Below are 9,260 nucleotides of genomic sequence, written 5' to 3'. Positions count from 1 at the left end.
CTGCAGAGAATGAAAGCGATGTAAATATATGAGCGTTTACATATATAACTATCTAGATAGGAACAGCGTTTGATGTTTCAGTTGCTAAATCAGCGACTGTTAATTTGGATACGATGCGCGGCACTTTGCCAATACAACAGCCCTCGTGGGGGCGTTCGCCAACCAAATTGCTTAACCAAAAATCATCAGTAACTTCATAGATCTCGAGAATGTCGGTATCAACCTCAAGGTCTCGATGACAATAGATGAGTTGAGATTCTCGAGGAACTGCAATCCCGGCAGCAACTACCCGATTATGTTCTGTTGTATTGCGAGGAGAACAATGGAACATACGATTATCTAAAAACAGCACTTGACCAGGTCGCATAGGAATATAAGTTACGAATTTTTCCTCAATCAAATTGATCAGCTCTGGATAAGGCAGAGAGCACGGCTCACGATAGTTGCTATTAAATCGGTGACTACCAGGAACCACTCCCAGATACCCATTTTCTGCATTCACCTCTGAGAGTGGACACCATAAACTGAGGCCTACTTCCTCACCTTCATTTTTGACAAATGTTAAATCTTGATGGAGACCTACCTTGCTGAAATTGCTGTTGGCCCTCTTTACGGCAAAGCTCCCTACCACAATACGGTAGTTATTAAGGACAGGAAGCAGACGTTCGCGAAAAACGCTGCTTACTTTTTGATGCACACGCTGCCGCATATCAAAACAATCCGTTAGGACCGTTGCCGAAAATTCACTGTCATGCAGACCATCGACATCTTCATAGAAACAACTTAGAGATTGAATGTCAGTAGGCTTTAATAGGTCAAGCATGACAAAACCTTGCTCACGAAAAGCAGCATCGTCATCCGCATGATTAAAAATTCTTCGAGGCATCTAAAACAAGTTCCTTATCTTTAGATATTATGATGTTCAAATGAGAGATTGTAACCTTTACAAATCAGTGAGAGTAAAAGATGCCAGGCATAATGCTCACTTACTACTTTGTCAGAATAGATGTCAGTACACGGATAACGGTGGCAGTAGTTACTGTCGCAGCATGATCTGTGTAGTACTCTCCGATTGGTTTATCCCAAGGCTCAAAACAGCTATCATCTGTGACCCTCAAATTGGGATGCCCTAGCCAACGTCCATCGTTTTGTTGCCAGTTGAGAAGACCACGTAAAGGAGACCGCTGCCAATCCGATGGAATCGCCCGTAGGTGGTGGATACCGATCACACAAGCCAGATCAAAGGGATTGGTAACTTCAAAACGATTGTCTTCTCTTTCTTGTTCAGGTTCCTGAATACCAAGCTCAGCCAGCACTTCCAGAGTCAAAAACGTACTGTAGTAAGGGTTGCGCCACCAGTAGGCTCTCCACATGCCATTTTCTGTGAGATTAGCTTTCAGCGCAGTCATAAAGCTATCCCGTAACTCGTTCTGTTGTTCTGAGTTGAGACCGAGATACCCAAATGGAGTAACATCCCAATGGGCTACCCCCCAAGCCTGTGGACCATCGTAAGTTGCCAATCCACCTTCAACCCGCCAGTGGTCATATAGAAAAGATTGGTCTTCAGGTTGAATCAATCGTCCTAATTCTCTGAGCAAACCAATTGCCATGGCTGTAGAGTCTGCATCAGGTCCAGTGGTCGCATTGTAGCCCCAACCAGCAGGATAAGAACGCTCTGAGCATAACCAATCTGCGGCTCGCTCCGCAGCTAAAAGTGCTGTCTTATTTTTCCAATAGTTTCCAACTCTGGCTAGCGCTAAACCAACATAGGCAGTGATCCATTGATCGGATACACCCACAGGTAGTTGGTAGTCTGCCCAGTGTCCGTCTTGGTCTTGGAGTGCGCATAAATAACGAACACCGTCGGTAAGGGCAGCTTCAAGTTCGTCTTGTAACGGTTCATCTTGGGATTCGGCTGCATTCAAATATAGATTAAGACGACATTTCTGAGCTCGATCAAGGCCAAATCCAATAAACGCTACTCGGCAACCGTATTCATTTAAAGCAGCATCAACTGGCAGGGATGTCAGCCCAAACTGACTGCTCAACTGATTTATAATTTCAAGCCACTCATTGTTTTCATAGGTAAGACAATGGCCACATAGATCTACTTTGACATCGGCAAGTTCGCCAGTTTCCACTCTAAATCCAACACTGAGAACCAAGCCATCACGGTCAACGCCGAAACGCCCCATGGCAATTTGTAGAAATTCAAAGATCCGACGATCAGCAAACAGATCGACATTAAGCTGTTCAAGCCTCAGCGACTCTGTCAGCCGGAAGTAAACTTTTGCCCTCAAATTAGATTTTGTATGGCCTTCTAGCCCTGCACTTGCAGGAACAGTACACTGGCGGAGTGTTGCTAGTATTCTAGTAGCTTCATCAGTACAAGGCAGTACTTCACTCAGCCACTCCTCAATTTTTTTCCATGCCCCAGCCTTACCCAGCGGAGCCGTATCAATATAGACTGCAAGTCCTGGCAAGACTGGACTTGCAGCAATCCATATAAAGCCATTAGAGTATTGGGCACGTTGCACCTCTGACGATGGAATTAGATGTGTCAGCGTATTGGTGACAAGCGGTGAGATTGAAGATGAATCAGCCAACTCCATGCAGCGCTCAAGAGTCTCACGAGAACACTGGTAGCGAGCTTCTAAGTTGTCGTAATGTGTACCTGGATCACCAATCACCCGCAGTGCAATTCCGCGTCTAGAGGAAGAAAGACAAAGCTGAAGCGGCACCCCATCATTATTAAGAGCTGAAGCACCGGCAAGATAATTCTGGCCACCCAGGGGGGCAGCCAGGAGATTTTGACACAAGTTTTTTGCTGACTCGACTGTGCCAGAAAGACCTTCCGTAGCTATGCAAAGACGATTAACTTTACGTCTAAGACGAGCCGAATAAGAAAGCATAATCCATTCCGTTGGGATTGCAAAGAGTTAATTTTGTACTTCTAGCAACTGAAAACTCGTCATTCTCCGAAGCTAGGACACCCATATCTGAGTGTTGTTGAATAAATTGTAGGGGGTGAGTATCTCCTAATCAGGTAGGAGATACCCTCCAAATAGAGCAATAAAGTGGCTTCTAGCTCAGCGTAGCTAACGTGCCCTGACGAATACTGAAGGTACTCGGTGTTCCACCGGAGGAGCCTTTATGCCCAGATACCCCCGTGTTACCTGTATCTCCCGGACTACCATTACCACCGTTCGGGCTACCACCCTGACCGCCAGCTCCAGCGCTGCCACCTACGCCACCAGCACCGCCACTGCCTGGCTGGCTTGGCTCGGAGATAGGAACAAATCCACTACTGTCATTGAGCTTCCCATATACGATTTCCACGAGGCTACCGTTACCACCGTTGCCACCGTTACCACCATCGCCACCATCGCCACCATCGCCACCGTTGCCACCGGAAGACGGGCCAGTGTGATAAGCACCATCTGAGGCACCATTGCCACCTTTACCACCTTTGCCGCCAGCACCGCCAGCACCACCAACACCACCATCGCCACCGTTACCACCTCGTCCAGCGACAAAGATAGTTCCGGTGAGTTCACCAACATAAATCTTAGCTGGTAGCGCATCTCCTCCTTCGCGACCCTTGGAGGCATCACCACCATTGCCGCCATTGCCGCCGCCTGTGCCAGCTGAACTACCACTACACCCAGTCTTCCAATTACAACTACCATTTCTTCCATCAACTCCAGACTGTCCAGCATTACCGTCTTGCCCATGACTGCCTGCACTACCCTGGTCGCCCATAATGGCGATATCTGGTGTTGATTGACCTAAGGCGACCGCCTCAGCGATTAAAGAATGCATTTCCATTGGTTCGTTAAACTCCTAATCGTTTTACTAGTGGTCTAATGTCTTGTTGTTGAGAAACTTGGGTTCTAGGATATTTCTGACTGATACCGATTCCGGCAACACAAAACCTCAACAGCTCTGTCCAGAAACTGTTGTTCTTTCTCTGCAAACAGAAATATCCGTCAATAAACTTATTAGTCAGCAAAAACTTACGGACTAGCAAGCACAACTAGCTTACTTAGCCCGGCAGACTTGGATTCTATGTCTCCTTGATGAGCTTTTGGATAGTGACTTGAGCCGCTGTTGAGATCTTAAGCTGACCTCCAAGCTGAATTGTAACGGTACCAAAATCTCGATCTTGATCCGTAACAATATAGATTTCGCCTGGCAAAACAGTGATGTCTTTCGCCATAATATTCTCCTTTGATTTGAATAGTGCAAGCGATCTCTGCTCTGTGTCGAGGGAAAAGTTCACCTTCCACAGAGAAAAAGATTGATTCTGTAACATCATGTCTGATTTGAGGGCTGGATTAGCGCACTGCCCAACAAATCAATTATTTCCAAAAAGCCACATTTCGTTATACCTAAAAGGCTACATCGGCAATCCATCAAGAAAAACTGATTTTACATAAAACGTAAAACATAGGGTGTTTCACAATACAAAACATGAAATGCGAGGCTCTTTTATACAAAAGAGCCTTTAAATGTATTGTATAGATGCATGTTTTCATATGCCTCACCGTACATACATTAAAATCACACTCAATATAGAAAATAAGTCTCTAAACCTCGACAATTAGAGAAATGATGTGCCTATTTCGATGGTTAACCTAAGCCGATTTGCTATGGTGGGACAGTAACGTTTTTTTGAAAAAATTAGATCGCAATCACTTCAGGTGGCGAGAAAACAACTCTAAAAGAATTGAAAACAAAGAGCTCTGAGGGAGTTTTTGTTGCAAAAATTGAATCCAGTGAAGCACACACGAGAAGAACAACGATGATTGCTACTGAATTTCTAAAACGAATGGTGAGGGTGATTGAAATAGATTTTGCCCAAATTGAGGACTTTCCCATGGCCCTTGAGGATCTCTACCTCGATCAGATTGATGTGTTGCTCGTTCGGCGTGCGTTCTGTCCTAAACGTTCACGGTTGGCAGACTCGCGAGCTGAGTCCGGAGCAGTCGATCTAGAGTGGCTCCAAACCAATTCATCGGAAATAGACGGTGAGAACATTCGAGTTCTCGGGGTTTCTCTCACGCCTAGTGGGAAAAGCCCCACAGGTCAATCATTAGATACTTACCTTGATAAAAATCGATTATACCGTGAGATGATCGATCGTCTATTCGACCCGTCATTTAATCCCCAGCACGAGATCGAAAGGGTGCTCGGAAAAATCTCAGGCGGAAGACCTGTAGAAATTCCTTGTAGTATTGATGGACGTTCCTATATTCCCTATACGGTACGATCGCTCCATCACGGACAAGGCATAGGTATTCACCACGACATCACTTCTTCCTATCTGCCTACCAATCATTAGAGAGGCAAGCAGATACAAGTACCCTTCTCAGCTTTATCACTCCCTTATCTGTCTCAATCGGGGGGGGGGGGAACTTATTGTTTATGCGCTGACCTTGGAAAACCCCAATAAGCCGACATTACCGAATGGCAGATGGGATCCAGAGCAAATCGCTGAATAGTATCACTCGGTTCGGCTCCATCCTGAAATTGGAGATCTGGTTGTATTTTCCTCCGGTCGGTGTCTGCACCGAATCACCCCCGTAGTAGGCTCGACAGCTCGCATCACGCTAGGTGGCTTCCTATCCTTTGATCGGTCCTGGGAAAAAATCTGGTACTGGAGCTAAACCTCATCTATCTTATTTTTGGCTCAATAGGTGTTTTAGGAAACTAGTGCAACGTCAAAGCTAAGAATTGGGATTTAGAAGAATGTTGGAGTAAGCTGTATGGAGCACACCAAAGGTCCATGCAGAAGAAAGTATGTTGTCCGCCTGAGCGATGATGAACTTCGTCACCTAACGTCAGTAGTCAAGATATTTAGTGGCAGTAATCAGAAAGTACGTCGAGCCCAGTTACTCCTCCAATGGAGGGATTTGATACATCCAGAGGCGAGGTTGAGCAGCGTGATGAGATCACGTTGGCAACCAATGATATGGCAACGCTGATGATGACATTTGAAGCAATTTAAACCAGTGAAAAATGAACAGCCACCAGGATCTAAAAACGGGACTCTGGCTGTTGCAGAAAAGCAATTTCTTCTGCAGTGCCCTGACGACCTAAAATGTCGTTGCGATGGGGAAATCGACCAAATTGAACAATAATCTCCTGATGACGATGAGCATAGTCTAACGAGCTCGCCAGTCTCACCAGCTGACTATGAGTTGCTGCATGGCATGACGAACCTGGGCGATAGCCTGTTGACGAGAATCTTTTCCCTCATTTAGGTTCTCTGCATGGAAAACGGTGATATCAGTAATCCCTATAAACCCAAAGACTGTTCGTAAATAGGGTTCTTGAAAGTCATAGCTGGCTAGGGCTGAACCTTCACCATAGCTATCACCTCGCGATGTGACGATCAGCATTTTTTTGTTAGTTAATAGCCCTTCCCACGCAGCATTAAAAGTACGGTGGATTCTCACCACCTGGTCGATATACGCCTTGAAATTAGCTGGAATACTAAAGTTATACATAGGAACGCCAAATACATAGCGATCGGCCTGTAATAATTCGGCAATTAGCTCGTCAGATATCGTCAGGGCACCGGTCAGCTCAGTTGGCAGGGTGTTAGCTTTGTTAAAAGCAGCGGCAATCCATGATTCATCAACGGGAGGCACAGGATATTTGCCAATGTCACGATAGGTGACCGTATCTTGGGGATGGACCTGTATCCAATCGGATACAAATTCTTTTGTAAGAGCGCGTGATGTTGAACGACTTCCCCGTGGACTGGAGTCGAGATGAAGAATGTGGGGCATGGAATTATGGATAGATCAACAGACAGTTAAAGTATGCCGTGAACCTGAAGGGCAGATCTTGCCGCTTTCTCCGATTTTTTGCACATTCTCACTGATTATTGAGAAACGCTTTAGGCGTAAACCCGACCCATCGTTTAAAGTGGCGATTAAGATGACTTTGGTGAGCAAATCCTACATCAAGGGCGACCTCAGCCAGAGTTAATCGACCTTCTAGCAAACGTTGCTTTGCTCTTTCAACTCGCTGTTTAATCACATATTGGTGGGGGGTAAAACCAGTCGCCTGCTTAAATAACCGTGTAAAGTGGTTTGGACTGAGGTTGACCAATGCGGCCAGGTCTGCCAAGGCTAACTCTTGACTAAGACAGGCGTCTATATAGTCAAGCACTTGTCGTAGCTGATAGCGTGGTAATCCTCCAGTCGTCTGAAATGGTAGTGTCGCTTTTGTCGTGTAGTGACGTACCAGGTGGGTAAATAGTGCTGTACATAGGGAATCGGCATACAGCCGTCCGCCTAAGCTGTCTGACTCCAGCTCAGTTTTAAGCGATAACCCTATGCCATGAACTAAAGGATCGGCGGTAACAAAATGGGGCATTAGCTCAGCTTCGCCAGCAGACTGCACCGTATTAAGCAACGCAGCCGGATCAATGCTAAGGAGTAAGTAATAATTTTCGGTGTCCCAAGTGGCGTAGTGAGGGGTGTAGGCTGGAATAATCAGAACACTACCTGGGTGTAAGTGGATTGTCTGAATCTGTTGCCCTAAATATTGGTCTACTTGAGTTGATACCGCCAGGTGTACCAAAATAAGGTGTTGTTTAGAGATAATTTTAGGGATTTCGTAGGCAGGGTGATGATAGTACCCTAAATGAATACCATGCCACTGCCCTGGCTGACTTGAGATCAGCGGCCCCGAAGGTAATACCTGAGTAATGTCACCGCTTTTAGTAAAGTTCATCATCAGGAATGGGTGGGTCTCTTTGTTGTTGATCGGTCTTAGGTCTCTCACATGGTTATTCTCCTTTTATGCCGTAGGCAGAAAAAGACACTAGCTCAGCAATGGCTGCATTGATATCTGTTTTGGAGTAGCTTTTGATCAGAGCGTGGGGCTGTCCAATTTGCCCCATGGCTCGTACTAAGAGCAGCACAATAGCATCTAACTTCCAAGTTAGCTGTATGCGAGACTGTTCTGGAACTGCTCGTTGCAATATATCCAAAAACCGAGCGTCGCTCTCGGCAAACTCGTATTCGGTCAGCTTTTGAACGGATATCGGTTCCATAAAATACCGAGCAAAAAAATTTGCCCGTTTTAATACTAACTGTTGGTCCTGTAGTAAATAGTCTATTCCTGGTCTGATGTAGGCGTCTAAGACAGCTTCTAAAGATGGTTTCTCGGCAGCAAGGTTAATCTGACTTAATGCCGCCAACTGGCGTTCAATAATGGGTTCAGCCATACGAGCAACAACTGCCTGATACAGCTCTTCCTTGGAACCAAAGTGATAATTCACCAAGGCCAGATTCACTCCCGCATCCTTGACGATGCTGCGGAGGGTTGTCTGAGAAAAACCATAGGTGCCGAATGCGCGTTCAGCCGCATCTAAGATTCGCTGCTTTGTAACAGCTGCAGAGCCCATTTGATCATCCGTTTGATAGTTGTTCTGTATTCTACCGGTCAGCCAAGCTATCGGCATCCCATTGATCTATCAAACTAAAACTAATCCATTAAGCATTAAACATCTGTTTAACTTAGTTGTCCAGGCAAAATTTTTGCGATCGCTGATTTTAAGAGATCAACCGGTCTAAAGCTATGGCTATTTGGTGCCTGAAATCTTAGACGGTGACAAGGAACTTCAAGCCTATAGTTGGCAATGATTTGGGAAAATAAAACGGCAAAAAAATAGGGGACTATGGATCCCCCACAAAAAATAAAATGTTGCCTCAAGTATACCAAACGATTTGCCGTAAGCATCTGAACGAGCAGCAGTATCTAACGCTGGAATTAGTGTTACTTTTGATACAAGCGCATCGTCAAGTCACTCTTGGAGCCTTAGCCAGTCTATTTCCTCAACCGATCAAATATGCGAGTCGAAAACGGAACCTGCAACGGTTTTTAGTCCTGCCTCGTTTGAGCCTTAAAGTGTTGTGGTTTCCGTTGCTCAAATATTGGATTCGACAAGCTCAAACGGGGCATCGTCTCAATCGAGAGCATCGTCGTCAGCTAAAAAAAAGACGCATCAGAAGTATGGGTATTGGTTGATTGCGATAGACCGAACGCAATGGAAAGGACGTAATCTGTTTATGGTGACCCTGGTATGGGGGACTCATGCATTACCGCTCTATTGGGAGCTATTAGACCATATAGGCAACAGTAATCTGAGGACCCAAAAACGAGTCTTAAAAATCGCTCTAAAATTATTGAAACCCTATCCAACATTGGTGATAGGAGACCGAGAATTTCATAGTCCCAAA

9 protein-coding genes and 2 pseudogenes are annotated in these 9,260 nt (G+C 45.5%); 3 read left to right on the top strand and 8 right to left on the bottom strand.

The features are described 5' to 3' along the window. Positions 1-52: 52 nt before the first annotated feature. The 4 genes from N836_RS41905 to N836_RS76270 form a co-directional block, all read right to left on the bottom strand. Entirely contained in the window at positions 53-886 is an 834-nt protein-coding gene (locus N836_RS41905) for a phytanoyl-CoA dioxygenase family protein (RefSeq protein ID WP_023070516.1), read from the bottom strand. 103 nt (positions 887-989) lie between these two features. Beyond that, a complete protein-coding gene (locus tag N836_RS41900) occupies positions 990-2,912 on the bottom strand; it encodes a hypothetical protein (RefSeq protein ID WP_152532032.1) in 1,923 nt (640 codons plus the stop codon). A gap of 172 nt (positions 2,913-3,084) precedes the next feature. Beyond that, entirely contained in the window at positions 3,085-3,828 is a 744-nt protein-coding gene (locus tag N836_RS77820) for a hypothetical protein (protein WP_023070514.1), read from the bottom strand. 238 nt (positions 3,829-4,066) lie between these two features. Then, a complete protein-coding gene (locus N836_RS76270; protein ID WP_161634919.1) occupies positions 4,067-4,219 on the bottom strand; it encodes a hypothetical protein in 153 nt (50 codons plus the stop codon). Between the two features lie 585 nt (positions 4,220-4,804). Between N836_RS76270 and N836_RS41885 the strand changes: the two genes are divergently transcribed. Both N836_RS41885 and N836_RS78115 read left to right on the top strand, forming a co-directional pair. After that, positions 4,805-5,344: a 2OG-Fe(II)-dependent halogenase WelO5 family protein gene (locus N836_RS41885; RefSeq protein WP_023070512.1), complete on the top strand. Its 540-nt coding sequence runs from the start codon at positions 4,805-4,807 to the stop codon at positions 5,342-5,344. 175 nt (positions 5,345-5,519) lie between these two features. Then, a pseudogene (locus tag N836_RS78115) lies at positions 5,520-5,669 on the top strand (2OG-Fe(II)-dependent halogenase WelO5 family protein); the annotation flags it as partial. Between the two features lie 370 nt (positions 5,670-6,039). On the opposite strand, the gene N836_RS74340 reads toward N836_RS78115, so the two are convergent. The 4 genes from N836_RS74340 to N836_RS41870 form a co-directional block, all read right to left on the bottom strand. After that, positions 6,040-6,189 (bottom strand): DUF924 family protein, encoded by a 150-nt coding sequence (locus tag N836_RS74340; protein WP_023070510.1) that lies wholly within the window; start codon positions 6,187-6,189, stop codon positions 6,040-6,042. Further along, positions 6,186-6,797, bottom strand: a complete 612-nt coding sequence (locus tag N836_RS41880; protein ID WP_023070509.1) for an FMN-dependent NADH-azoreductase — start codon at positions 6,795-6,797, stop codon at positions 6,186-6,188. Before N836_RS41880 ends, N836_RS74340 begins: the two co-directional genes overlap by 4 nt. Positions 6,798-6,885: 88 nt before the next feature. Further along, a complete protein-coding gene (locus N836_RS41875; RefSeq protein WP_031291421.1) occupies positions 6,886-7,752 on the bottom strand; it encodes a helix-turn-helix transcriptional regulator in 867 nt (288 codons plus the stop codon). Between the two features lie 52 nt (positions 7,753-7,804). After that, positions 7,805-8,425, bottom strand: a complete 621-nt coding sequence (locus N836_RS41870; protein ID WP_031291420.1) for a TetR/AcrR family transcriptional regulator — start codon at positions 8,423-8,425, stop codon at positions 7,805-7,807. A 296-nt stretch (positions 8,426-8,721) separates the two neighbouring features. Here N836_RS41870 and N836_RS41865 point away from each other — a divergent pair. Then, positions 8,722-9,260 (top strand): annotated as a pseudogene (locus tag N836_RS41865) (IS4 family transposase); the annotation flags it as partial.

Origin of the sequence: Leptolyngbya sp. Heron Island J (genome assembly GCF_000482245.1) — a bacterium.
In the GTDB taxonomy this organism is placed as follows: Bacteria; Cyanobacteriota; Cyanobacteriia; order Phormidesmidales; family Phormidesmidaceae; genus Leptothoe.
The sequence above is the reverse complement of the archived record's forward strand: the minus strand, read 5'-3'. Positions and strand labels throughout refer to the sequence as shown.